The sequence below is a fragment of the Bacillus sp. FJAT-42315 genome, assembly GCF_002797375.1.
In the GTDB taxonomy this organism is placed as follows: Bacteria; Bacillota; Bacilli; order Bacillales; family Domibacillaceae; genus Bacillus_CE.
The window spans coordinates 778118-802825 of the sequence record NZ_KZ454941.1 but is presented as its reverse complement, the minus strand read 5'-3'; the positions used below and the strand labels follow the sequence as shown (position 1 = coordinate 802825).

The following is a 24708-nucleotide window of genomic DNA, read 5'->3' as shown; positions in this document are numbered from 1 at the left end:
ATCGAAAAATCACCTTGCAACCAAGCCTCAATATTTTGAATCAACCCATATTTATAGGCAAAAAATGTTGTGATCGATCCTAAAATATTCCCGAACATTAATCCGACAAGCGGAATGAAAATCACATCTTTCATTTTTATTTTGTCTAGTATTTTCATAAATAAAAATGTACCAGCCATCGCAAAAATGAAAGCAACAATCATCTTCTGCAACATCGTAGCGGAGGTAAATAGAATCATAGAAACTAAAATTCCTAGCTTCGCAGAGTCCATTGTTCCAGCCGTTGTTGGTGAGACAAACTTATTTCGGCTCAACTGCTGCATAATTAACCCAGCAATACTTAAACTCATTCCAGCAATAATAATACTCACTAGTCGTGGAACACGACTTTGCCAAAAGATCATCGTCTGTTCATTCGTTAAATTAAATAAATCTAACGGAGAAATGTGCGTAACGCCAATGAACAAGGAAGCAATGGATAAAATAATTAACGCAATGATTAAATATCTTCTTTTCATAACAATCGTAGCGACTCTCCTACAGAGATTTTTTTGACTGTTCAAAGAAGAAAATGAAATTCATTATCAGTAAAAGGTAAAAAAAATAATACCTTCAACGTATCTATTGAATTGAACCTTTCTCCTTCTACAGCATTCCGACTCACATTTTACAGAAGTATATTCGTTTATGCAAGTGGCTCTATAAGAAAATATTAGAATAAGTACCAATTTCCACTCAAAACTGTTACTTATAAAACACTCCTTTCTTGAAACAAATGAAATCTATTCTCAAACGTCATTATAAGTGATAATAATTATCAATGTCAACACATCATTAAAATTCTTTTATTTCTCAAAATAAACATCCTAGCGTATGATTAAAAGAAACAACAACATTTAACACCAATGACACACTCTAAATAGATTGGAGGAATTTTGATTTATGAACAACCTAGCATCTTTCATCGTTCGTACTCATAAGTGGCTGCTTGCGCTATGGCTCATTATTTTCATAGTGATGGGGTATTTCGCCATTCAACTCCCTTCTTTACTTGAAGGAGACGGGTTCCGAACCGATGGGGAATACGAACAAGTACAAAAGGAATTAAACAAGACATTCAGTTTTCCAGAGTCCACTTTACTGCTTTTATTTGAAAAACAAGCAAGCAAATCGAATGAAGACTTTCGGACAACGATCGATGAGACATTGACAACGATCGAAAACCAAAACACAACAACAAAGATTCAATCACCGTTAACAGATGAGACACTCATGAAACCGGACATGGCTTATGCCGTCCTCCATTATGATGAAAAGCTAGAGGACATGTCGGACATTATTAAAGACGTGAAAAAGGTAGCCGATGATCAAACTGGCGTCACTGTTACTGGCTCTCCTGTTCTGTCAGAGGACATTAACAAAGCAAGTCAAGATGATTTAAAACGAGCGGAATTGATCGGTCTTCCGGTAGCACTTCTCGTTTTATTATTCGCTTTCGGCACAGTCGTAGCATCGATGTTGCCGCTCGTTGTCGGGGCGATTACGATTATTATTGGCTTTGGATTACTGACATTTATCGGACAGGAAATTAAGCTATCCATTTTTATTTTAAATATCGCTCCGATGATTGGACTGGCACTTTCAATCGATTTTTCTCTATTATTCATTAACCGTTACAAAGAAGAAATAGAAAAACAGTCAAAAGCAGAAGCACTCATCACAACGATTCAAACAGCGGGCCGCTCGATTATTTTCTCTGCCGTTTGTGTATTTATCGGTCTTGGCGCGATGCTTGTGATTGAAATAGATATTTTCAAAAATGTTGCCATCGGTGGCATGGTCGTCATTGCGATTGCGGTGCTCGGATCATTAACGCTGTTGCCAGCGATGCTGTATGTACTTGGCGACCGGATTCATAAATGGCGCATCGTTCGCACCGATCGTGATAGCCGGGCCCGTTGGCGGACGTTTGCCGGAGCTGTCATGAAGCGTCCTGTTTTCATCACGCTTGTAGCGATGGCGATTTTAGTAACCGGCATGCTTCCTGTCCAACATATGCGACTAGCGATTCCGACGACCGATTCATTGCCAAAGCATTTCGAATCGCGCATTGCTTATGAAAAAATTGAAGAGACATTTATGCAAGAAAACAAAAGTACGATTTATGCGATTGCGGAGCGGCCGGATGGTTGGCTCAATAAAGCTGGGCTTGAAGAGATGAAAAAGCTACAAGACACGCTCAAGCGTGAAAAAGAAGTGACCGATATCGATACATTGTTTGCTGCAAGCCAAATCGATGACCCTACACAACTAGCGGCTGCCCTTGAACAACCGCAAATGCATCAACAACTTGAACCTGCAATTGAACCATTTGTGCAAGAGGAAAAATTGCTGATCCCTGTTCATCTAAATGTGGAAGCGAGTTCAAAGAAAGCCCAATCACTCGCTCGTACTTGGAGTGAAAAAGAGTGGCCAGTTGACATCGAATTTGGCGGTCAACCAAAGTTTAATCAAGAGATTTACGACGAGATTTACGATAAAATCGGACTCGCCGTCGCGATCATTTTAATCTCAACCTTTATCATTTTAATGCTAGCATTCCGCTCAATCATTATTCCGCTCAAAGCGATTATGATGAATGTTGTTGGCTTAACATCGACTTTCGGCATTCTCGTCTGGATCTTCCAAGAAGGTCACTTCGGATTGCCGGAAATGGATATTTCCTTAGTTTTACCTGTGCTTGTGTTCAGTCTCGTGTTCGGCTTAAGCATGGATTATGAAGTATTTTTAATTTCACGCATTCGCGAATTTTACTTAAAAACAGGTGACAACACCGCAGCGACCGTAGAAGGACTGGCGAACACAAGCAAAGTCATTACTGCCGCTGCCCTCATTATGATCGTCATCACTGGCGCCTTCGCTTTCACCGGCGTGACTCCTGTTAAACAAATCGGGATAGGCATTGCGATTGCGATTGCCATTGACGCCACGATTATACGCTTACTGCTCGTACCAAGCTTAATGAAACTATTAGGTGATTGGAACTGGTGGTATCCGTTTGGTGGGAAAAGAAAAGAGAAAAGTTTATAAGACGAAAAGGAGTCGGAAATAAATCATTTCCGACTTCTTGCTTTTAAGGGGGGGGTCATTATGAAGGTAACGAAGACTGCTATGGTTTTATGTTTCTCCATTATTTTCATCTTCTTAATTAAAAAGATTCATACAACCCCTTCTTTACACCTTGATATAAGTTACTATGCCGTTTTATTGTTTTATGTGTGCACACTTATCTATATCATTTTCATTAATAAGAAAATAGAACTGGTATTTACATCTATTTTTTTAATAGCGCTAATCAACCTTCTAGGTAGCTATATTGGGTGGAGTTTTGGGTTTATGCTAGGAGTTTTTATGTTATTGGTTTTATTATTGATACTGTATGTATACTTTGTGGATATAAAAAATAAAGACAAAAACGAAGGTGAATCTAAAGATTATTGAAGTGGCTTTTTGAGGATCGATGCTAGAATCTTAAAGAAAAGGAGCTGTCCAGAAAGTCAGTTTTCACTGATTTTCTGGAGGCTTCTTTGACCTTACGAGCAGATTCCTCGACTTTCTAGCCGTTTCTTTCACTTTACGAGCGATTTCTTCGACTTTCTAGCCGCTTCTTTCACCTTACGAGCGATTTCTTCGACTTTCTAGCCGTTTCTTTCACCTTACGAGCGGGTTCTTCGACTTTCTAGCCGTTTCTTTCACTTTACGAGCGGGTTCTTCGACTTTCTAGCCGCTTCTTTCACCTTACGAGCGATTTCTTCGACTTTCTTGGACACCCTCTTCTCATCTTCTACGGTTATTTCTTTTACTAGAAGGACGTTTTGCTTGATTGTTAACGACCGGCAATTCCCCAACCTCGACTTCTTTTCGCTCGAGCTTACGGCCAAGTCCCGTTTCAAGCGCATTCAATAAGTCTTTGTCCTTCAATGCCACAAAGGTGAAGGCCGCTCCTTCTTCCCCTGCTCGTCCAGTTCGCCCGATACGGTGAACGTAGCTTTCGACATCTTGTGGAATGTCATAGTTAAATACGTGCGTCACTCCTTCAACGTCCAATCCACGAGCCGCAACATCCGTCGCTGCTAACAAATGAAGCTCGCAGTCGCGGAACCGTTTCATCACACGTTCGCGCTTCGCTTGGGATAAATCACCATGTAGCTCGTCAATATTGTAACCTTTCGCTTTCAGCTCATCGCAAAGCTTGCTAACTCGGCGCTTTGTTCGGCAAAAAATAATGCCTAAAAACGGTTGAGCTTCATCAATGGTTTGGCAAAGCGCCTGTTGTTTGCGGCGATCGGTCGTTTCGATGACATACTGACTTATTTTTTCAACAGTCATGTCTTTACTATGCACTTGGATCGAACGCGGCTCACGCATATAGCGTTTCGCTAATCGTCGCACTTCTTTTGGCATCGTTGCGGAAAATAAAGCCGTTTGTCTTGTGAACGGCGTTTCGCGGATGATCGATTCGACTTCATCCAAAAAGCCAATATGCAGCATTTGATCGGCTTCATCAAGAATTAACGTCGATACATCGGTTAAATCGATGGTTCCTCGACGAATATGATCTAACAATCGGCCAGGCGTTCCGACAACAATATGTATATGTTGTTTCAATCGTTTCAATTGTTGCTCCACATCTTGTCCGCCATAAACAGCTAGTACATTCACGTCTTCCTCTTTCGTTAACTGCTGCAATTCATTCGTAATTTGCAGAGCTAGTTCTCGCGTTGGCGTTACAATCAGTGCTTGAATATACGGTTGGTCCGTGTCTATTTTTTCAAGGATTGGTAGTAAAAAAGCAAATGTTTTTCCTGTACCAGTCTTAGCTTGCGCAATTACATCCTCCCCATTTAATAAAAATGGAATCGCTTCTTGCTGAATTGGAGTCGGCTCATTGATGCTCTGGTCGCTTAGTTTTTTCGCCCAGCGTTCATGTATGCCTAAATCGATAAATTTATTCATTGGTTCACCTCTTCATTCATTATACCAGTAAACAGAAACGCCATCCTCACAAAAGGACGGCGTTTCTGTTTTTTAATGGGCAGTTGGATTGCCTTGGGCAGGGGCAAATGCTTGAACCATTTGCTGCATATCCTGTTGGGAAAATTGCGGCACTTGGTAGTAATGATGTTTGTTTTGATAAATGGAAAGTTCATACGCCATTTCAATGCAGTTCGGTACGGAATCCGCAAGTACGCGACGAACGACCGGATTGGTCACTTCACAAGCAGCCATCGCTTTTGTCGCAGCAGAAGCTTTCACTGCGCCAAGCATCAATCCAGACACGTTCTCATCCGTTATTTCAGAAATAGACTGTATCGGCTTCTTCGGTTGGGTTGGCGTAAGTCCATAAATGAAGTCGTTATCTTGGGTCATCTCGTAGCTTTGCGTCGGAACAGCCGGATCTTGGCCGGAACGGAAACAATCGACCGTCGTGTTATACTCTTGCTGCATAAATTGATATTGTCGATCGAGAATACCTAGCAGCTCCTGATCCTTCACATACTGTCTCAGCATCGTGTACTGATTCATCGCTCCGATCGAACCCGATAACACCTCATGAACATCCATCACTTCATGCCCACCGTGGTTCAGTTGTGGAGGTACCGCCCCTGTTTGCATATTTTGATGAGTTTGCCCACTTTGAAATTGCATTGATTCATCCCCTTTTTAAGTGATAGCCGTACTTCGTTAGTATGTGAAAGATGGAATGTTTTATACGATCTTCATGAAAACTTAACAGAAGTCCTTCATGATGAAAGAAAGGAGTGATTCAAATGACTGATGTTGGCTTATTATTTGCTTTTACCGCAGGGGTATTATCATTTTTCTCCCCATGCGTCTTCCCTTTATTACCTGCTTACGTCACCCATTTAACAGGTGGAACGATTGAGAATGCTCAAATACAAGTAGAAAGAAATAAATTAATCACGCGCTCAATTGGTTTCGTTCTCGGATTTAGCTTCATCTTTATCATCATGGGAGCATCCGCCACTTTTTTAGGGAAAATATTTATGGATTATCGATGGGTTGTCATGCAAGTAGCTGGCTTATTGATCATTATCTTTGGATTGCAAATGGCTGGACTTATTAATATTAAGTTTCTTATGATGGAAAAGAAAATACAAACAGATCAAAAGCCAAAAGGGATGTTCAGCTCGATGGTGCTCGGCATGGCTTTTGCGAGCGGCTGGTCGCCTTGTGTCGGCCTAGCGTTATCGTCCATTTTATTATTGGCAAGTTCATCCGATACCGTCAATCAAGGAATGTTCTTGCTGACGTCTTATTCGCTCGGAATGGCGATTCCTTTTTTTCTCATCTCAATTGCCATTTCCTATTCACTAAAAGCAATGAAGCGAATCAATAAATACTTGTCGAAGTTATCATTTGTGAACGGTATGATTATGATCGGCCTTGGATTGCTTGTATTAAGCGGGCAAATGCAAAAAATTAGCGCTTGGCTCTCAGCTTATAGTTTATTTCAGTTTTAACGAAGGAGGATCTGCATTGACAGCCACTAATTTAATCGGAAAAACAGTCTTAATTGTGGAAGATGACGATAAAATCCGACAGCTTGTCAAAATTTATTTAATGAAGGAAGGATATGAAGTCATTGAAGCGGCGGATGGACAAACAGCGAAAGAACTAATTGAGCAACTAGACCCTTGCTTATTAATTCTTGATTTAATGCTGCCAAAAATCAGTGGGGAAGAACTTTGTCGCTGGTTGCGTGAAGACTTAAAAAACCTTATGCCCGTCATTATGCTAACAGCGAAAGTATCCGAAAAGAATCGAATTGACGGCTTTAAATTAGGGGCTGATGACTATGTCGTGAAGCCGTTCAGTCCCGCCGAGCTGATGGTTAGAATCGAGGCAGTTTTGCGAAGAACGGCTAGCCGCTGTGGCAAGCTTAGTTTCAATGGGTTAACAGTGAAGCCCGTCAAAGGTGAAGCGAAATGGAATGGCGAATTGTTAGAGCTCACCAATTTTGAATTCCGCTTGCTGCACTTGTTCATGCAACATCCTGAACAAGTGTTATCGCGCGAACAAATTTTAACGTATTTGTATCAACATCATGAAAAAGCGGTCACCGAGCGAACGATCGACGTTCATATAAAGAATCTTCGTGAAAAAATAAAAGAAAAAACGCCACAAGATTACATCCAGACCGTGCGAGGAATGGGGTATAAATTTGCAGGACTTTAAATTATTACTTTCCAAATTAGTCGTCGTCAATAGTCTCGTGATTGCTCTCGTCATCTTACTAGCAGGCATGTCTGTCAAAGACTACGCCTGTTTTTTAGTCAATGCAGAAAATATTACCGGTCCACAGCTCGTGCAAATGCTCAACATCTTTTTAGTGATCGTCAGCGTTCTTTCTTTCGTCATTGCCGGCGTCTTTCATTATTTCTTCGCTAAACAAATTGTGAAGCCAGTCAAAGTTTTATCCAACGCGGCAAAAGAAGTTTCTGCTGGCCGCACTCCCGCTCCAATCGATGTCTCTACTTCTAGCGGTTTGGCTGAATTAGCGAGCAACTTCAATCAAATGGTCGAAACGTTGGCATCCGTCCAAAATCAGCGAGATGAAATGTTAAAAGATATCGCTCACGAATTGCGAACACCTCTGACGAATATTAACGGTTATTTAGAAGCGCTTCATCACGAAGTTATCCAGGGCGATGCCACATTATTTGGCTCTCTTTTGGATGAATCACAGCGCATTACACGAGTTGTCGAGTTAATTACTGAATTGAATGCTTGGGACAAAGGTATTTATTTTTTACAGAAGCCTTTTGAAGAGATCGAGATGGACAAGCTGCTTCATGAATCCGTCACTGCTTTTGATTTAAAGCTACAGCATACGTTTTCAAACATCAAGGCTGACTTTGAACCGGCGATTGTGAAAGGGCATAAAGATGGCTTGAAGCAAGTGGTAACGAACCTTTTGCAAAATACGATTGATTATAATGAAGGAAACCACTTCTCTATTCGTGGCGTTTGTGTCGATCACACGTACCAAATCACCCTCTCCCACCATGGCCAATGGATTGATCCAGAGCAAAAAGAGATGATTTTCGATCGTTTTTATCGAATGGAACGTTCAAGAAGTACACCGGGAACAGGTTTAGGACTTGCGATCGCCCGCCAAATTATTGAAGCGCATCAAGGGACAATTAGCGTGGAGACAGACGGACATCATCATCATTTTTCGATCGAGCTTCCTCTTCTTCATCAATCCTTAACAAAAGCCGTTCATACTTTTGTTAAAGGAGGAGACGCGCCATGAAGAAAAAAATGTTAACATTCGCGATCTTAGCTTTAACGCTCGGCATCATCATCGTCAACGTTTGGAAACCTGACAATAAAGCTGAATCAACTATACAACAAGAGGAAACAAATTCAACCGAACAAATCGGACTTGAACCTGGAAACATACCACCTGATTTTGAATTGACGACGTTAACGGGAGAACAAGTGCAACTCTCAGATTATAAAGGCCAGAAAGTAATTCTCAACTTTTGGGCCACATGGTGTCCACCTTGTAAGGCAGAAATGCCACATATGCAATCTTTTTATGAAAAAAATAAAGATAATGCCATCACCATTTTAGCCGTCAACTTAACGAATACAGATAAAGGGAAAGCAAGTATTCGAGACTTCGTTGACGAGTACGAACTCACCTTCCCGATTCCACTTGATGAACAAGGAACAGTCGGACCAGAATATCAAGCGTACACGATCCCAACGAGCTACATCATCGACTCCAATGGTCTCATCCAAGAAAAAGTCGTCGGCCCTATGGACGAGGTGATTATGGAAGATTTAATGAATAGCATTGACTGAAAAAGGCGTGAGAAACACGCTTTTTTTCATTTCTATTTAGCAACTAGTTTCCATCCTTTCAACCATCCAGATTTGGTATAATATAGATTATCATCTATTGACGGAGGAAACAAAAAATTGAAGCTAAAAAAAATCCTATTGCTTTTATGTATGATTATCGTAGTAAGCGGGACATTATTTACCGTCTTTTTCAGAAACGGGATGATTTTAGATACAATCGGAATTCATTTGCAGTCCCCTTTTACAAAAAAAGTGGTGGTAGAAAAGCAATATTCACGAGTCGATCAGAACGAAAATGGCGTGGCTGATCCGCTAGATATCGTCCAGACGGCGAGGAAAGAAGTAGAAAATCGAACGAAGTATGAGAGCAACTACTATGTCAAGGGCTATCCACCGGAAAGTGAAGGAGTTTGTACGGATGTCATTTGGAGAGGACTGATGGGCATCGACGTTGAATTGAAGGATTTGATCGATCAAGATATTCAAGCCAATCCGTCTTTATATCCACGTGTGAATGGACAACCGGATGCCAATATCGATTTCAGACGAGTGCCGAATCAGCATGTCTTTCTTGAGCGACATGCCGAATCGTTAACGACGGATTTCATTCCGGGCGATGCGAAAAATCTGGCGGAATGGCAGCCTGGAGACATTGTCGTTTATTTAGAGGGCACGGATCACACCGGCATTATCTCAGATAAACGAGCAAAAGATGGCGTCCCTTATTTAATTCACAACGCTCCACCTTTTGCCGCAGAAATTAAATTATCTTCTTATAGCCAACCGATTGCTGGACATTTTCGTTGGAAGTATGGAAATCAGTGAATATTTATATAGATGTATTTGATGAAGCGCTTCTTCCTGATATAGAAGAAGGCAAAAGATGATCATCATGTCATTGAATGTAGTTTGACACTCTTCAATTGAAAAGAATAAACAGCGATACAAAAAGCATACCCAATTATTGATATGCCTTTATACTCAAGCTATTCTTTTAGAAACTTATCCATACCTGTTCTGAGCAGCACATAGTCATTATGGTCTGATTCAACTTCCTGAATATCCGGGGCATCCCAATTACTACCATAATGCTTATAACCATTAATCGCTGTGTTCAGATGAAGATAATCAGCACTAGCAAAAAGGTGCAATAGAAATCCAATTTTGTCAACTAGCTCTTTATTTAAAGTTCTCATATTAGCTTGGGTTAGCTGACTAATTTTTTCAACAGGTGTATTTAGGGGAATATTTTCATAATCCTCAAAATTATAAATTCCTGCATGAAAACCTTCTATACTTCCACTTCTAAAAATATACTGCGTAATTTGTACAGCTAAATCCCGAATAACTTTATCCAAGCTTTCTTCAAAGTCAATTTCGAATTGTTCACTATGTAAAGCTCTTAGTAAAGCTTGGTTACGAACAGATTCATTTTCATCTAGAAAGATTTCATTTAAATCCTCGATTAAAATAGAATCTTCCTCATCAAATTTTTCATGGATCAACTGTATTAATTGCTCTTTTTTCATAATATATCCTCCTAGTATAGTATTAGAATGGAAGTTGAGACTTTTGTTTAGGTCAAGGAATCTACTAGCGTACGAGATTATTTTTCATCTATTTATCGAATCGATTAATTGAAAAAAGTATTCAGATTTATGAGTCTTATTTAGGTTATACCATGAGTGCAATGTATTTGGTGCAAATACATCTAAGGTTTTCAGTACTTCCATCGCGAATTCAAGAGGAGCTATTCCTGATGCAGTAACCAAATTCTCATCAGATACTACAGGTCCCACATTATAAAAGTTTTCGCCTTTATAATTAGGACAGACCATTTTAGTATAATCTAAGTTATTACTTGTATGCTTTCTAGAATCTAAGTATCCCATATTAGCCAAACCATCAGTTGCACCACAAATTGCAGCAACAACAGTGCCCAGCTTTAAAGCTTCGCCAATTTTTTTCAAGATAGGTTGATGAATATCTTCTCCCCAAGTAGTTCCTCCCGGTAAAACAATAAGGTCTTTACTCTCAAGAGTACACTCATCAAGGGACATGTCTGGTTTTATATTCAATCCTCCCATTGTAATAATCATTTCTTTAGTAGTTCCTACTGTAACTACTTTTAAAGGTGCTAAATCTTTTTTGAAATATCTTCCTGAGTTTAGTTCAGCGATTAAATATCCATATTCCCAGTCTGACATTGTATTAAATACATAAAGATAAACCTTCGTCGTTTGCATCCAATAACACTCCAATCACAGTTGATATAGCCTATAATAATATGACTTCCCTGACAACTAACGTCAGTGAAGTTATCATACTTGATGAAATGTTATTAATTCCGAAAGAACTTCAACCAGTTTTTTCTTCAGACTGATTGGTTCAATAACTTGAATAGATTTCCCGTACGGTAAAAGCAAGTAAGGTACCTGTGTATGTATGATGGCTTCTTCAAGAAGAAATATCGCTTGAGTTGAAGTCCGTTCTTGTAAATACTGTCCTAAAAACCAATGTTGACAAAGATCATTCAACACCCTCTTATCCCCAATAATAACTAGAGAAATAATCCCTTCCTTATCTTCTATCGTTGGCAGAAGATTTTTCAAGAAAAAATCACGCGCTGAAAAATTTTCTGGTGGATTAAATTTATTTTCGGTGAGCAGTAGACTTTCCATTCGATCTACTCTAAAACTACGGAGATCATTCCTAAGATGACAAAACCCAATTACATACCACTTATTATTCCAATAAATAATTCTATATGGATCAACCAATCTTGATTGCTCTTCACCATTTTTATCGTATCGAATGTTTACAGAGTATCCGTCAGCTACGGCCTGCTCTAGCTCCTTCAAGAAAGGTTCCATCGAGAGAGAACTTGTTCGATTTATTATTTCAAGACTGGTTAAATGTTGGTTTATCTTTCTTTCCTGCTCTTCGTTTGAATAGTTGCTTAGCTTTGAAATAGCTCGATTTAGTGCTTCTCCTCCATAATATCCGGCTTCTTCTGCAAAAACAGCAGCATGAAATAGTGATGTCTGTTCCTCAAAATCAAAGAAAAGAGGAGCTTCAATAAAATGATTCAATAAAGTATATCCACCATTATGCCCTGCGTCTGAAATGATAGGTACACCACTTGTCGAAAGTGTATCAATATAACGATACACAGTCCTTATATTCATCTCTAACTTTTCTGAAATTTGCTTTGCAGTAATTTTTTGACCTGAATTAAGCATCCATAGAATGGCTAGCATATTGTCAACTTTAGGCATATAAAGCCCCCTCTATATAGAATTTATTATCTATTATATAAAGTGAACCTTCAATCAGTGGGGTTTTTCTTCATCCCCCACTGATGAAAAGAGGAACAAAGGATAAAACCGCTAAAATCAGCAAACTCATTCGTTCCCCTCCATTTGAATAATATCTTGAACAGTAGAGGTTGGATCAATCGTATACCTTTTCTTATAGCGAAGTGTATCAATATGGCAGTCTGGCCCGATAACGATCTCCTCCCCTTCGACCTCCTGTGCTTCAGTCCATGAAAGAGTGAGTTTTTTCCCAACGACCTTTTCACAAGCCAGTTTTTTCTTCAACAACGAAAAGGTCCCTTTCGCCTTCTCAACGATGATTTCATCTGCGACTAGCTTTTGAACACGACTTGGACCCGACAAACGACAATGCACTTTGTTTGCATGTACTTCTCCTCCACTAAGTACTCCTTTCACAGTTAGCCACTGGCAATCTAACCTTTTTCCCACTTTCAAATAACCAGAACTGTCCACATTTGTGATCTTTCCCACGTGTAATTGTAAATGACCCAAGTTTTTCATAACGCTCACTTCACACACTTCTTTTATGATACAAACTCCCTTATTTGTTAACTGCTCTACCACTACCGAACCACGGAAAAAACCTTGCCCGAAAATAGACAGTTCCTTCACTTCTATATCTTGTTGAAAAGTCACTGCTCCGCGAACATGAACCGTCTCACAGGCTTCATTTATATTCTTCACCTTACCTCTCGTGACTGTCCAAGCTTTATTTTTTCTCAAACTTAACACTCCTTTAATTTATATATATTTTAACAATTAAAATATATGACAATTAAAACATATGTGTTCCCATATTTTTTGTCAATAAAAAAAGGACTTCATTTTTACGAAATCCTAAAAAATACGGCCCATTAATTGATTTACTTCGCTTAATACTTTCGCCATTTCGGCTAACTTTTCTTCTGGGAACTTAGTAAATAGCTCTGTAACTTTGTCTTCTCCGCTAGTCGTTAGCATCATTTGTACGACTCGGCGATCAGAGCTTTCTCTCACACGCTCAATCAAACCGATTTTCTCCAATTTGTCGCACATGGAAGTTACTGCACCAGGCGTCACTTGAAAAAACTGCGCAATTTCCGTCGCCTTCATTCCACCACTTAGCTTTAACTGTAACAATAACACTAATTGAGTTTGCGAAAATGGCTCATCAGCTGAAATCAACTCGATAAACCGCTTCGACTTTTGCTGGACTTCCAGCATCTCTCGCATAATTGCTTCTACGCTCTTCATTTGTTTGTCATCCATTCCCATCATCACAGCCTAATTAAATTATTTATTGATTAAAATATATAGTTCGTAAAGGATGATGTCAAACTGTCTCAAGACCTAGAAAATAATTGACCTCTTGAATCATATTTCTTCTTCCGATCCAGATATGTCTTCTTTAATTACCTTATAAGCTTTTTCAAGGTTTATAAGTAATATTTCTTGCTCTGCCGATGCTACATGCTGTTGTTGAATTTCATGTCTCAACTGATCACCAATGCTTTCAAGTGATTCTGATTGAACTAAGCTGTAGTTGTTCATAATCGATGTTTTAAAGTAATTAACAAAATAACTAACGGTCCCAAACAATGTAAATCCCCTCCTCGCAAAGACTAAAACATATTGTGAAACAGCTACGTAGAAGTATAGGATGTGCGAGTGCCACATTGCCGTAAAAAATAGGCAATAAAAAAACAACTTCTTTAAGAAGTTGTTAAATGCGCGAAGGAATCATCAAATAAACATGTGAAAAGGCATAAAAATCCCCATGTTTCATCGCTCGCACTTAACATCTCCTATCCTCGTAGGAATTGATGTGTGCTAAAACAGGCAGGTCTCCTGGCTCATGATCATCACGCTTCGAGCCTTCCCATTCTCATTGACTGAAAACAGTGACATTTTCGAATCGCTCCCAATTACAGTTGCGGGACAGCGTCGGTCTCTAACCGAACTTCCCTTTTAAGCAGACAAAACAACTTCTTTTATCCACACCTGTTTCTACACATATTCAGCTTTCAAAATTAAATGTACCAAAAATTCTTAAAAATTACAATTATTCTTCCTATAACCGTCGGGAGGAAAGCTTTTATTATACACCCCAAAAATCACCTGTTATGAACCATTTCTAACCTCTTATCCAACAATCTCCCCGACCCAAAAATTTCTATGTTACATTCATACTATACTGATTCAGTAGCTTCATCGGAAGGAGGCCTCCTATGAAAATTCATTTAACGATTAATCATGCGCTAGAAGAGACGGAGATCCATATACATGCGAAAGAATATAACGGGCAAATCGAACAATTAATGAAACAGCTGCAAGCAGCGCAAACGACAATGATCGATGGCTATTTACAGCAGGATATTCATATGCTGAAAATTAGTGATATTTATTCGATTTATGCAGAAGGCGCAAAAGTATTTTTGCAGACGGAAGAACAGGAATTCGAATCGAAACGCAAATTGTACGAACTAGAAGCACAACTCGCCAAAGACTTTGTACGTGTGAGCAAATCAACCCTTGTGAATATCAATAAAATTGCCTCGATACAAATGGGCAAACTCGGCTCAACGGAATTGTTGCTTGAGAATGATGTCTCGATCCATGTGAGCCGTAAATATTTAAAAGAACTAAAACAACAACTAGGTATAGGGAGGAATACATAGTATGAAAATTTTACGCATGATGATCATCGGTCTACTCATCTCACTTAGTTCTTCCTACACTTTAATGACGATCAGTGTCTTATCTATCCCTGATGCTGTTATGACAGGACCCGATCTACTTAAACAACTAGTGTTGGCTGCTGTCCTCGGCATAGTGATCGGACTTCTTTCGCTTATTTTTGAATCAGAAAGCTTATCATTTCCGATTCAATTAATCATCCATTTCATTGCTCTTACTGTTTGTATACTCACAGCGGGATATGTCGGTGATTGGTATGATGTTACACAAGTTTCAACGATTATGTTTGTTCTTATTTCAGAGTTGATCATTTATGGACTCACTTGGGGCATTCTACATGTCCTCACTAAGCGTGATATTGACATGTTGAACGAAAAAATTCAAAAACGAAAGGAAGAAAGACGATGAGTGCTATCATTCAAGTCGAAAACTTGCGAAAACAATATGGCAACTATGAAGCCGTCAAAGGCATCTCCTTTACCGTCAAGCAAGGTTCCCTCTTTGCTTTTTTAGGTGCGAATGGTGCCGGGAAATCAACGACGATTGAAATATTATGTACATTACTTAAAAAATCGAGCGGGACCGTCCGCATGAACGGCTATACACTCGATCAAGCCGATCATCATGCGAACATTCGAAAATCGATTGGTGTCGTTTTTCAGCAAAGCTTACTCGATGAACGATTAACCGTTTATGAAAACATTATGCATCGTGGCAAAATGTATGGCTTGTCGAAAGCTAAATGGCTGGAAAACTATCAATTTATTTCGACTTATTTACATTTAGAAGATATTGAAAATCGGAAGTACGGAACATTATCAGGTGGGCAAAAAAGACGGGCGGACATCGCACGAGCGCTTATCCATCGCCCTCAAATATTATTTTTAGATGAGCCGACCACTGGACTTGATCCACAAACTCGCCAATTTGTTTGGCAAACAATTAAAAAACTGCAGCTAGAAACGAATATGACTGTTTTTCTAACGACACATTACATGGAGGAAGCCGCTGTCGCTGATCAAATCGTCGTGTTAAAAGAAGGAAAAATTGCAGCCGAGGGTACGCCCGATGCGCTTAAAACAAAATACGCCTACGACCAGATGGCGCTTGTTTTTCATGATATGGCGGAAGGGAAGAAGTGGCTTAAAGAACACTCACTCTCCTACACCGAAAAGCTTGGCATCTTCTCTGTTCGGGTGGAGTCTACCGTTCATGCCCTTGTTTTACTAAAAAAAGCAGAGCCGCTGTTAGCTTCGTTTGAAGTGATTAAAGGAACGATGGATGATGTCTTTATGAATATTATGAAAGAAGGAGTTGCGGCCTAATGGAAGCATTATTTAGCTTAGTGCAACGAAATAACAAAGTGTTCCGACGGGATAAAACACAAGTCTTTTTCTCGCTGCTATCTGTGATCATTTTGATCATTCTTTATGCGATATTCCTCCAAAAATTACAAGTGGATGCGATTGAACAAATGACAAAAGCGACACCGGAAGTCGTGACAATGGTCAATGAATGGCTCGTCGCTGGACTTTTATCGATGATTGCCGTGACATCGACACTGGCCGCATTCGGCATTGCCGTACAGGATATGGAGTCAAAGGTAACGGCCGATTTTTTAACCGCTCCTATTTCTCGCACAACCATTCAACTCAGTTACGTCTTACATGCTTTTCTAATCGGATCTATCTTTTCTCTTATTGCCCTCATCGGCGCTGAAATTTTCATTGTAGCGACCGGTGGCCAATGGCTAGGCATCGCCGATCTCGCTAAAGTCGTTGGCATTCTACTGCTATCCGTCTTACTCGCAAGTGCGATGAATCTCTTTCTCGTGCTATTTGTCCGTTCGCAAAATGCTTTTTCTACCTTAAGTACCATTGTCGGTACAGCGATCGGCTTTTTATGCGGCATCTATGTGCCAACGGGCGCGTTGCCAAGCTTTGCTCAAAACCTTATCATGTACTTTCCAATTAGCCACACGACATTACTACTGCGAAATGCCTTTATGGAACAGTCGATGACAGAAGTATTTGCTGGTGCCCCCGCTGTCCAAGTAGAAGCTTATAAAATCAACTACGGGATGATCTACGAATGGAGCGAGCAACAGCTAAGTGCGACGACAAGCATCGCCGTCATTGTGATCACGATGGTCGTGCTTTCCATTTTATCTATTATCATTTTCAAAAAGAAGAGTGCAGCTTAATCGCAAAAAAAGGTACTGTTCATTCACTCGTTTGAACAGTACCTTATCCATTTATTATTTTCCTAATAACGTATCTTCAAAATAATCTAATTGCGCGTTTAAGGAGATTGGATCAGTGAAAAAATAAGATTGCTCGGAAATAAAGTGAGCATTTCCCTCTTTCACAGCCGATAAGTCTTGGAATACGGGCTTATCTTTAAAGGTCACATCTTTTTCACTCATGCCAGCAATAAACACATAGTCCCCAACATACTCACCGATCACTTCCTCTGAAATTGCCAAGTAATTTGTATCAACTTTACTTAATTCGTCTTTCAATTTTTGTGGATAATTTAATTCTAAGAAAGAATAAAGGACTTCTGTTCCGCGACCGTGATTCGGTCCGTACACATACACTTGTTTTTCATATTCTCCTAACACACTGATCGTTTTTGACGTATCAAATTCTTTAGCAAATCGTTGCTTACTTGCTTTCACTCGTTTGTCCCAATCTGCTATTTGTTTTTTCGCTTCGTCTTCTTTCCCTACTACTTTACTAATTTCTAAAAACGTTTCCCATCTCGTCTCTTCTCCTAATTCAAAGACGACCGTCGGCGCGATTTCTTTTAATTTCTCGACGTTTTTATTATTAGAATTAGCAATAATTAAATCAGGCTCTAACTCTAAAATTTTCTCGATGCTATCATCTGAAATGACTTCCGCATCTTTTAACTGATCACCAAAAAACTCGCTGTCCTTCGCTAAATCATATACAGCAACTGGAGTGATCCCTAAGCTTAAGAAATGACCGGGATAATGATAACTAGCAACAACAACTCGTTTAGGATCGACCGGAACTTTCACATCACCTAGCTTAGATGAATATACGCGTGTTTCTTTTGAAGCATTTTCTTCAGAAGCGGCTTCATTTTTCTTGTCGCCTCCATTGCTACAAGCACTTGCAAAAACAAGAACACAAATAAAAACAAGCATCATTGATAACTTTTTCAACACCCTTACCTACTTTCTATGTAATGATGAGGTATTTTGAACCACTCGTACATAGGATTCAAAACATCTTCATTGATAAAGATTATCAATTTCAACGATGATTCTCTACCCAATAGCGGATCATTTCCACCCTTAAACGGATTATGTTAAAAGCTTGAACTTATTGTCCGCGAGTGAACTCGCTAGGGTTCACTCCGAATTGTTTGCGAAAAGCCGCAGCAAAATGACTAGGATTTGTATACCCTACTGTCAGTGCAATTTGACCGATGTTTAGCTCCCTCTTTTGTAGTAATACTATCGCTTGCTTCATTCGCTGTTCTCTCAAGTAACCAAATACAGTATGCCCAAACACTTCTTTAAACCCTTTTTTCAGTTTAAAATCGTTTAAACCAACTTTTCTAGCAATCTCCACTAAAGTCAGTGACTGATCAATCTGCTCGACTAACAACTCTCTTGCTTGATAAAGTTTCTTCACATCAGAAGCCTTGAGGCTAGAGGCGCTCTTGCACTGCGTCCATTCATAAAAATATTGTTGAAAATAAATCGTGATTAATTCGAGCACTTTACTTTCTAGAAATAATCTCTTTAATGGATGCTGATAAGGGCATGTTAATATTTGGTGTAAAATCAATTGAACGGCAGGCGAGATCTCCCCTAAAAAAGAACGGACACTTTCTGAACCGATTATTTTAAAGAAATCGACTCGAATGTGGTCAGGTACATCAGCCATCAACTCTTCAAGCGCCTGTAAGGAAAGCTTAATTTCTAGAACAATCATATGTTCCTCTGCTTTATTTCTTCGTCTAATCTGCACGTCCTTAAAGAAGAAAAGCTGACTAATATCGGCACGCATTTGTGCCTCTTTGCCATTTAACGTGTAGACGCTCGCTCCTTTTAAACAAAAGCTCAACTCAATCATCGGGACATCGCATTGGAAATCTAGCATTTGTTGCTCATGAATGTGATAATCCGCAATCACGAGTTCCAGCCCCTTTCTAAGCGGAATGATTTGAATGCTTCCTCCACCCTTCGATTCAGGTACATAAATCCAGTCCTGTATGCCATCTGACGTTTGGGACAACTGCATTTGTTCCGTATATTGTTGATAGAAACTATGGAAAAATCGATTTAGTTGCTTTGTTTCCACAAAACCTTCTCCTTTCTTGAGCAAATAAAAAAAGGTACTGTTCATTCACCCATCCGAACAGTACCCCCACTCATTTAGTTATTAATATATTTCTCAAACACATGACCGAAGTCTTTAATATGATACTTATTATGAGCAGATGTTAGCCATTCAAAGCTAAAATCTGTTAATCCTTTATACGTACCAGCTAAATTTTGATCATCCGTTCTAGAGCTTTGCAAAATCATCGCTGCTTTATCTAAGCTTTGCGTCGCCATATCCATATGCAACCCATTATCATACGTAATCTCAGCAATGCGAAGAAGTGATTTATATAAGTCTTTCAGCTGCTCAATTTGGTCTTTTCTCACATCGATATCAAAATGCTGACCGCCGATCATAAATTTAATTTCGACATCCATATCGATTTTTCCAGCTGTCTCTAACAGAACGCCAGAAATTTTATGCTGGGAATACGGATAGCGCTTCAACGTTCTCTTAGACGAAACGGCACTTTCCCCATCCACATGAATCAACGCTAGATTCGTAAAGCAATACTCATCTGCCTTCGTCTTAATTAAAAAATAAATCTTCTCGTTGTCCTCATGCATCACATAATCATCGGCATCCGCTTTATCATAGTCAGCCGGAGAAATAATCGTTCCAATATCAGATAAACCTAACGCATCCGCAGCCATTTTCTTAAACATCTTATCATCCCTTCTTCGGTTTCATTTGGTGAAAACTACTAAATTACCATTTTATTTTAACAAATTTTTTAAAGAATTCACACTTATTTTACCCTTAACAAACATAGACTATTTCTTCCACTAAATGTCGTAATTCTTGTGCAGATAGCTCGAATAAATGTCTGCCGTCATCTGCCTTATACACTTGGCGATCTAGTAACCAGTAAATCATATGTTCTTTACTGTTGTTAAAGTTTACCATTTTTTTATCTTCACCCTTCCTGTTTAGTAAAAAGCAATTCCTTCGCAAATATCCGACCGAACTCCTTGCATGCTTCTACATCTTCATCCTCTGGGGTAAGTTCCACTTTCAGACCGTCTTGAGGAACAGAAGCACCCCGTTCCTCTAGCTTTTCGATTAATAAATCAACCGCCGCTCCATATTTCGGATACATCGAATCACACGAGCCGAAAGCCGCTGCTACTTTTCCGGTTAAATCTACTTCGTTCATCTCTTCATAAAACTCTTCAAACTCATACGGAAGCTCTCCGTCTCCCCAAGTATAAGCCCCTAATAAAATTCCGCTATATTGTTCAAGCACTTGTGCTTCTGGTTCATCATTGATATCAATCTTTCGTAACTCGGCCCCGGCCTCTTTCACACCTGCTTCAATCGCCTCGGCCATCTCTTCTGTATTTCCACTCATACTAGCATAAATCATGACGATCGTTTTCGACATGCAGCTGCCCCTTTCAATGAGTTAATTGATAATGATTATCATTATTGATCTAACTATATAAAATTTCCTGATTTTTGTCAAGAGAGAAAAAGGGGGGGATATTTCTATCCACAAAATTGTCCCGTTCATCGTATGTTTTGTTCCTTATACATATTTATCAGTACAAGTCTCTCCTTGAACATCTATACTGATCCCATCATTGGAAGGGAGAGATTTTGACATGAAACATATGAAAACAATTACCTTATTTTTATTAGGAGCCATCTTGATGGTTCTAAGCAACGGAAAGTTTCTCATCGCTCCGGCCGCTTGGATCTATCCGATTTTCTTCTTCTTGGCAACGAAACATTTGAGTCCGCGTAAGTCTTTAGTCATCTTGATTGTTTTGACAGGTATATGTAATCAATTAAGTTTCTTTCATTTGATTCCAAGTGTGCCTATTCCGTTTTTCGAATACTTGCCTGCCCTTGCTGGATCGATGTTCGCATTCCCCTTCTTTTTTCAGAAGCTCGCTTATAAGAAATCGACATCCTTTGCAGCAACGCTCATTTTTCCTAGCACCTATGCTTTACTTGATTACTTGAACTTGTACTTCAATCCAAACGGCACTTTTGGAGTTCTTGGTTATTCTCAATATCAAGTTCTCAGCATCGCACAACTCGCTTCCGTCATTGGGGTAGTCGGCATCACGTTTGTCATCACTTGGACAGCATCGATTATCTTTTGGCTGACTTTAGACCATCCACATGTTAATAAAAGAACGTACATCATCGGAACGTCGCTTGTGTTGATAGCCATCTTTACATTCGGAAGTGTGCGTGTAATGTCGGACTCCGATGTGAAAACAGTGGCGGTTTCAGGCATTCATACAGTTGACCGAGATGACCCTCTAGTTACACAACTGCCTGATTTGCATAAACAGGATCTTCACACATTTCTGAACGAAACAGAAAAAAATATGGAACAATTAATTGCTCAGACGATTCAAGAAGCGGAAAATGGGGCAAAGATGATTGTGCATTCAGAGGGAACACTGATCATTGATGAAACACAAAAAGCAGCTTATTTAAAAAGGCTACAGGAGATTGCTAAAGATAAACAAGTATATATTATTGCCGTCCCCTATGTGCTTACTCGTGAAGAAGAACCGAACGAAAATGTTCTCTATATGATTGATTCGTCTGGAAAACTTGCCATTGAACATTTTAAATATGGCGGCAATATGTTTGAAGGTACTGTACTTGGGGATAAAAAGATTCATTCTATCGATACAGAATATGGTAGACTATCTGGAATCATCTGTTGGGATAAAGATTTCCCGTCCATTATTGATCAAGTTGGGGAAAAAGGTGTGGATACTCTTTTCATTCCATCAGCCGATTGGAAAGAAGTGACGCCTTATCACACGATCGTCGGTCATATGCGTGGAATTGAAAATGGCGCTAATACGGTCACGCAATCTGTAAACGGCCTGTCTACGATTACGAATTACAAAGGTGAAGTTTTATCACAAATGAATCATTTCAATACAGACGATTGGGTCATGAGAGGCCAAGTTCCTACACAAGGTACGAAAACACTCTATTCCCTGTTCGGAAAGTACTTCGTCATTTGTGTTATACTCGCATTAATAGGTGCTTTAATCATCATATACAGAGATCAAAAAAAATCGCTTGCTTCAAGGAGTCATAATGAAACTAGGTCTAATCTGTAATAATGACATACGAAATCAATTGCTAGAAGAAATCGAATCGCTCGGTATCGAATTGTTTCAAGATGCCGATTTATACATCGTTGAAGATGGGCTTCACCATAGCTTCAACCCGTGTATCGTTTTTAATCCTAGTGATCCAAATAAATTATTCGATATTTTGCAAATGCTATCTTCTAAATCAGCCACATCCAAAATTGTTGGCATGCATAATGAAGAATATTATGTCATCCATCACGATCAAATCCTCTTCTTCGAGGCAGATGGCTCATCTGTAGTTTGTCATACAGCCGCACAGATGTATCGAATGAGAGAAAAGCTTTATCAATTAGAGGAGCGCTTACCTTCTGACAAATTTGTCAAGGTAAGCCGCTCCTTTATCGTCAATATTGATTCCGTCACGAAGATCATCCCCTGGTTCAACCGAAAATTACTTCTGAAATTTGATCCATCCAAAAAAGAAGTAGAAGTATCAAAGAACCATGTTGGACATTTTAAAAAATTTTTAGGTATGAGGTAGATTCATTTATGAAGAAATATTATATGAAAGCACTGATTATGTCGGCCTTTGCAGGTTTACTTATAAGAGGCATCGCTCTTATTATATTGGGTCAGCCTATTTTGACAAACCCTGAAAATTATATCGCTAGCGTTCTAATTGCTATGGCCTCGTTCTCAATTTCCTTCTTCATCCATGTCAAAGTACTGACTAACACCGATTATCCTTTTTCAATCAAACTAGGATTAACTTATTTCTTTATTTTACTCATTTATTTTAGCGTCAACGTTTTTTTCGGCGGTCTAAGCATATTGTCTGAACTCACTGTCTATCTGTTTGCGTTAATGATCATGATTATCTCCTTGCCACTGATCTATCATTTCAATAAAAAGATCATGATGTATAACCATTATCTTCATCTTAAGAAGTCTAAAAATGCGAATAAAACATTCTTATCATAGCCGATCTCCCACTTCAAACATTGAAGTGGGAGTCTTCATGTATAAACATATATGTTGTTTACGAAAAACGTGTATGATATTATTTAAACGTAAAATATTTAGATGTTTAAATAATATATTAGAAAGAAGGATTGAACGATGAGATTAAAAGATAAAGTAGCCATTATTACTGGTGGAGCTTCTGGTATTGGGGAAAAAATGGTGGAGCGTTTTAGTCAAGAAGGTGCAATTGTGATTGCTGCAGATATTAATGAAGCAGCGTTAGAAAAGGTGAGTCTAAAAGACAATGTATACGGCATGAAGCTCGATGTCTCTTCAGATGAGGATTGGGCCAAATTAACGAAGGACGTCTATGAACGATTTGGAAAGATTGATATTCTCATTAACAATGCGGGGATTTCTTCTGAAAAAGCGATGGAAGACATTACAACAAAAGATTGGCAACTGATGATGACGATTAACGGCTTCGGACCTTTCCTTGGGATGAAGCATGTCGCTCCTTACATGCAGGAGCAAACGCAAGGTGCGATTGTGAATATTTCTTCCTTCACCGCACAAATTGGCATGGGCTTGAACCATTACTCTGCATCGAAAGGAGCCGTTCGGGCAATTTCTAAAGCGGCCGCTACTTTTTACGGACGTTCAGGCATCCGCGTCAATGCCCTGTTCCCAGGAATCATCGAAACGCCAATGACGAAAGGGTTAGAAACATCGAAAGAACTACTAAAACGATTGGAAGCGGCTACTCCGCTACAACGTTTAGGGCAACCTGAGGATATCGCCAATGCCGCTCTTTACTTAGCCTCCGATGAAGCTTCTTTTATTACTGGAGCGGAATTAGTCATTGACGGCGGCTACTCTGCTCAATAATCACGAGGAAAAAGCCCTTTTCTGCAAGGGCTTTTTCCTTATTATGCTATGATAGAATGAGACCGTTAGAAAGCAGGGATACGATGGAAAATGAAACAATCTTTGAATTGATTCACACGATGGATCAAGTGACAAATAAAATGATTATCCACTGGAATAAAACGTTTAATGAAAACTTAGGTATTTCTCACATTCTCGTATTAAGCCACCTAAATACACATGGAAAAAGCCGACCTTCTGATATTGCCAAAAGCCTCGGCTTAACACCACCTTCCGTCACTCACTTATCCGAAAAGCTGATCAAAAAAGAGCTGGCTGTTCGACTTGCCGACGAAGAAGATCGTCGCATTCTTTATTTACACATTACCGACGAAGGCGTTGCTATGCTGAGTAAAGCCCAAGAAGAAGGCAGCAAGCTCCGACAACAGCTTTTTGAAAAACTGACTAGCGAAGAGCGCCAACAGCTCTTGCACATTTACAGTAAGTTAAATCAATAATATGAAAGGA

General features: G+C 39.4%; 30 protein-coding genes and 1 riboswitch. Of the genes, 16 read left to right on the top strand and 14 right to left on the bottom strand.

All coding sequences use genetic code 11. From position 1 onward, the window contains the following. A partial coding sequence (locus tag CEF22_RS03675) for an iron chelate uptake ABC transporter family permease subunit (RefSeq protein ID WP_157843269.1) occupies positions 1-518 on the bottom strand: 518 nt, incomplete at its 3' end. Positions 519-942: 424 nt separating this feature from the next. Between CEF22_RS03675 and CEF22_RS03670 the strand changes: the two genes are divergently transcribed. Further along, positions 943-3090 carry an MMPL family transporter gene (locus tag CEF22_RS03670; protein ID WP_100401808.1) on the top strand — a complete coding sequence of 716 codons (2148 nt, stop codon included), beginning with the start codon at positions 943-945 and terminating at the stop codon, positions 3088-3090. Positions 3091-3150: 60 nt separating this feature from the next. Then, entirely contained in the window at positions 3151-3501 is a 351-nt protein-coding gene (locus tag CEF22_RS03665) for a hypothetical protein (RefSeq protein ID WP_100401807.1), read from the top strand. Positions 3502-3837: 336 nt separating this feature from the next. Here the strand turns inward: CEF22_RS03665 and CEF22_RS03660 are convergent, their stop codons facing one another. Both CEF22_RS03660 and CEF22_RS03655 read right to left on the bottom strand, forming a co-directional pair. Further along, positions 3838-5016: a DEAD/DEAH box helicase gene (locus CEF22_RS03660; protein ID WP_100401806.1), complete on the bottom strand. Its 1179-nt coding sequence runs from the start codon at positions 5014-5016 to the stop codon at positions 3838-3840. A gap of 72 nt (positions 5017-5088) precedes the next feature. Further along, positions 5089-5709, bottom strand: coding sequence for a spore coat protein (locus tag CEF22_RS03655; protein WP_100401805.1), 621 nt, complete (start codon positions 5707-5709; stop codon positions 5089-5091). Between the two features lie 122 nt (positions 5710-5831). On the opposite strand from CEF22_RS03655, the gene CEF22_RS03650 reads away from it, so the two are divergent. From CEF22_RS03650 to CEF22_RS03630, 5 genes are all read left to right on the top strand, one after another. Further along, positions 5832-6545 carry a cytochrome c biogenesis CcdA family protein gene (locus CEF22_RS03650; RefSeq protein ID WP_100401804.1) on the top strand — a complete coding sequence of 238 codons (714 nt, stop codon included), beginning with the start codon at positions 5832-5834 and terminating at the stop codon, positions 6543-6545. A gap of 16 nt (positions 6546-6561) precedes the next feature. Then, on the top strand, positions 6562-7260 hold the full coding sequence (locus tag CEF22_RS03645) for a response regulator (protein ID WP_100401803.1): 699 nt from the start codon (positions 6562-6564) through the stop codon (positions 7258-7260). Further along, on the top strand, positions 7247-8341 hold the full coding sequence (locus tag CEF22_RS03640) for a sensor histidine kinase (RefSeq protein ID WP_232726058.1): 1095 nt from the start codon (positions 7247-7249) through the stop codon (positions 8339-8341). Before CEF22_RS03645 ends, CEF22_RS03640 begins: the two co-directional genes overlap by 14 nt. Further along, a complete protein-coding gene (locus CEF22_RS03635; protein WP_100401802.1) occupies positions 8338-8898 on the top strand; it encodes a redoxin domain-containing protein in 561 nt (186 codons plus the stop codon). The genes CEF22_RS03640 and CEF22_RS03635 overlap by 4 nt, the downstream gene beginning before the upstream one ends. A gap of 117 nt (positions 8899-9015) precedes the next feature. Next, entirely contained in the window at positions 9016-9723 is a 708-nt protein-coding gene (locus tag CEF22_RS03630) for a DUF1287 domain-containing protein (protein WP_232726057.1), read from the top strand. A 161-nt stretch (positions 9724-9884) separates the two neighbouring features. Here the strand turns inward: CEF22_RS03630 and CEF22_RS03625 are convergent, their stop codons facing one another. From CEF22_RS03625 to CEF22_RS03600, 6 genes are all read right to left on the bottom strand, one after another. Continuing rightward, complete coding sequence (locus CEF22_RS03625) at positions 9885-10427, bottom strand: hypothetical protein (RefSeq protein WP_100401801.1); 543 nt, start codon at positions 10425-10427, stop codon at positions 9885-9887. A gap of 84 nt (positions 10428-10511) precedes the next feature. Next, complete coding sequence (locus CEF22_RS03620; RefSeq protein ID WP_100401800.1) at positions 10512-11144, bottom strand: type 1 glutamine amidotransferase family protein; 633 nt, start codon at positions 11142-11144, stop codon at positions 10512-10514. A gap of 75 nt (positions 11145-11219) precedes the next feature. Further along, entirely contained in the window at positions 11220-12176 is a 957-nt protein-coding gene (locus CEF22_RS03615; RefSeq protein ID WP_100401799.1) for a helix-turn-helix transcriptional regulator, read from the bottom strand. Between the two features lie 126 nt (positions 12177-12302). Further along, the gene (locus tag CEF22_RS03610; protein WP_100401798.1) at positions 12303-12959 is read right to left on the bottom strand and encodes a hypothetical protein; all 657 of its coding nucleotides are present in this window, start codon (positions 12957-12959) and stop codon (positions 12303-12305) included. A gap of 114 nt (positions 12960-13073) precedes the next feature. Further along, positions 13074-13469 carry a MarR family winged helix-turn-helix transcriptional regulator gene (locus CEF22_RS03605; RefSeq protein ID WP_232726056.1) on the bottom strand — a complete coding sequence of 132 codons (396 nt, stop codon included), beginning with the start codon at positions 13467-13469 and terminating at the stop codon, positions 13074-13076. Between the two features lie 120 nt (positions 13470-13589). Then, positions 13590-13814 (bottom strand): hypothetical protein, encoded by a 225-nt coding sequence (locus CEF22_RS03600; protein WP_100401796.1) that lies wholly within the window; start codon positions 13812-13814, stop codon positions 13590-13592. 222 nt (positions 13815-14036) lie between these two features. Beyond that, positions 14037-14235, bottom strand: a riboswitch (cobalamin riboswitch). Between the two features lie 208 nt (positions 14236-14443). On the opposite strand from CEF22_RS03600, the gene CEF22_RS03595 reads away from it, so the two are divergent. Genes CEF22_RS03595 through CEF22_RS03580 form a run of 4 tightly spaced genes read left to right on the top strand, consistent with a single transcriptional unit; the run spans position 14444 to position 17115 of the window. Next, on the top strand, positions 14444-14893 hold the full coding sequence (locus tag CEF22_RS03595) for a LytTR family DNA-binding domain-containing protein (protein WP_100401795.1): 450 nt from the start codon (positions 14444-14446) through the stop codon (positions 14891-14893). 1 nt (position 14894) lies between these two features. After that, the gene (locus CEF22_RS03590; RefSeq protein WP_100401794.1) at positions 14895-15320 is read left to right on the top strand and encodes a DUF3021 domain-containing protein; all 426 of its coding nucleotides are present in this window, start codon (positions 14895-14897) and stop codon (positions 15318-15320) included. Next, positions 15317-16237, top strand: a complete 921-nt coding sequence (locus CEF22_RS03585; RefSeq protein WP_100401793.1) for an ABC transporter ATP-binding protein — start codon at positions 15317-15319, stop codon at positions 16235-16237. Before CEF22_RS03590 ends, CEF22_RS03585 begins: the two co-directional genes overlap by 4 nt. After that, entirely contained in the window at positions 16237-17115 is an 879-nt protein-coding gene (locus CEF22_RS03580) for an ABC transporter permease (protein WP_100401792.1), read from the top strand. The genes CEF22_RS03585 and CEF22_RS03580 overlap by 1 nt, the downstream gene beginning before the upstream one ends. Before the next feature lie 54 nt (positions 17116-17169). Here CEF22_RS03580 and CEF22_RS03575 read toward each other — a convergent pair whose 3' ends face one another. The 5 genes from CEF22_RS03575 to CEF22_RS03555 form a co-directional block, all read right to left on the bottom strand. Continuing rightward, positions 17170-18105, bottom strand: a complete 936-nt coding sequence (locus CEF22_RS03575) for an ABC transporter substrate-binding protein (RefSeq protein ID WP_157843157.1) — start codon at positions 18103-18105, stop codon at positions 17170-17172. Positions 18106-18265: 160 nt separating this feature from the next. Further along, positions 18266-19252, bottom strand: a complete 987-nt coding sequence (locus CEF22_RS03570; protein ID WP_157843156.1) for a helix-turn-helix transcriptional regulator — start codon at positions 19250-19252, stop codon at positions 18266-18268. A gap of 74 nt (positions 19253-19326) precedes the next feature. After that, positions 19327-19941, bottom strand: a complete 615-nt coding sequence (locus CEF22_RS03565) for a PH domain-containing protein (RefSeq protein WP_100401789.1) — start codon at positions 19939-19941, stop codon at positions 19327-19329. Positions 19942-20035: 94 nt separating this feature from the next. Further along, positions 20036-20182 carry a Fur-regulated basic protein FbpA gene (locus tag CEF22_RS03560; RefSeq protein ID WP_100401788.1) on the bottom strand — a complete coding sequence of 49 codons (147 nt, stop codon included), beginning with the start codon at positions 20180-20182 and terminating at the stop codon, positions 20036-20038. Positions 20183-20192: 10 nt separating this feature from the next. Further along, a complete protein-coding gene (locus tag CEF22_RS03555) occupies positions 20193-20660 on the bottom strand; it encodes a flavodoxin (RefSeq protein WP_100401787.1) in 468 nt (155 codons plus the stop codon). A gap of 220 nt (positions 20661-20880) precedes the next feature. On the opposite strand from CEF22_RS03555, the gene CEF22_RS03550 reads away from it, so the two are divergent. The 5 genes from CEF22_RS03550 (at position 20881) to CEF22_RS03530 (ending at position 24698) form a co-directional block, all read left to right on the top strand. Beyond that, on the top strand, positions 20881-22374 hold the full coding sequence (locus CEF22_RS03550) for a nitrilase-related carbon-nitrogen hydrolase (RefSeq protein ID WP_100401786.1): 1494 nt from the start codon (positions 20881-20883) through the stop codon (positions 22372-22374). Continuing rightward, positions 22352-22891: a LytTR family DNA-binding domain-containing protein gene (locus CEF22_RS03545; RefSeq protein WP_100401785.1), complete on the top strand. Its 540-nt coding sequence runs from the start codon at positions 22352-22354 to the stop codon at positions 22889-22891. The genes CEF22_RS03550 and CEF22_RS03545 overlap by 23 nt, the downstream gene beginning before the upstream one ends. An 8-nt stretch (positions 22892-22899) precedes the next feature. Then, positions 22900-23331, top strand: coding sequence for a hypothetical protein (locus CEF22_RS03540; protein ID WP_100401784.1), 432 nt, complete (start codon positions 22900-22902; stop codon positions 23329-23331). Between the two features lie 138 nt (positions 23332-23469). Continuing rightward, positions 23470-24201, top strand: coding sequence for an SDR family NAD(P)-dependent oxidoreductase (locus tag CEF22_RS03535; protein WP_100401783.1), 732 nt, complete (start codon positions 23470-23472; stop codon positions 24199-24201). 83 nt (positions 24202-24284) lie between these two features. Beyond that, positions 24285-24698 carry a MarR family winged helix-turn-helix transcriptional regulator gene (locus CEF22_RS03530; protein ID WP_100401782.1) on the top strand — a complete coding sequence of 138 codons (414 nt, stop codon included), beginning with the start codon at positions 24285-24287 and terminating at the stop codon, positions 24696-24698. Positions 24699-24708: the final 10 nt, after the last annotated feature.